Raw genomic sequence first — 273 nt, 5'->3', positions numbered from 1 at the left:
GCCGACGTCACCGCCACGTCGCCGAGCCGGCGCGAGCGCTCGACGGGCTGGAAGGTGCAGTCGGCCAGGCTCGGTGAGCCGGTGTCAGGCAGGTGCCGGGGTCGTACGACGACTTGGGCACGTCGCGCAGGAGCACCACCCGGCCCGCGGCCCGGCCGAGGTCGGCGAACAGGTCGTCGTGCCCCTCGGCCAGCACCGGGGTGACCCGGTCGAGCGCCTCGTAGCGCGAGCCGCCGTCGTAGACGCCGTTGACCGGCGGGGAGGACGTGACGA

1 protein-coding gene is annotated in these 273 nt (G+C 75.1%); it reads right to left on the bottom strand.

Translation table 11 applies throughout. The features are described from left to right. Positions 1-7 precede the first annotated feature (7 nt). A partial coding sequence (locus QWY29_RS20530; protein WP_300963072.1) for a hypothetical protein occupies positions 8-273 on the bottom strand: 266 nt, incomplete at its 5' end.

Source organism: Nocardioides abyssi, from assembly GCF_030412915.1.
In the GTDB taxonomy this organism is placed as follows: domain Bacteria; phylum Actinomycetota; class Actinomycetes; order Propionibacteriales; family Nocardioidaceae; genus Nocardioides; species Nocardioides abyssi.
The sequence above is the reverse complement of the archived record's forward strand: the minus strand, read 5'-3'. Positions and strand labels throughout refer to the sequence as shown.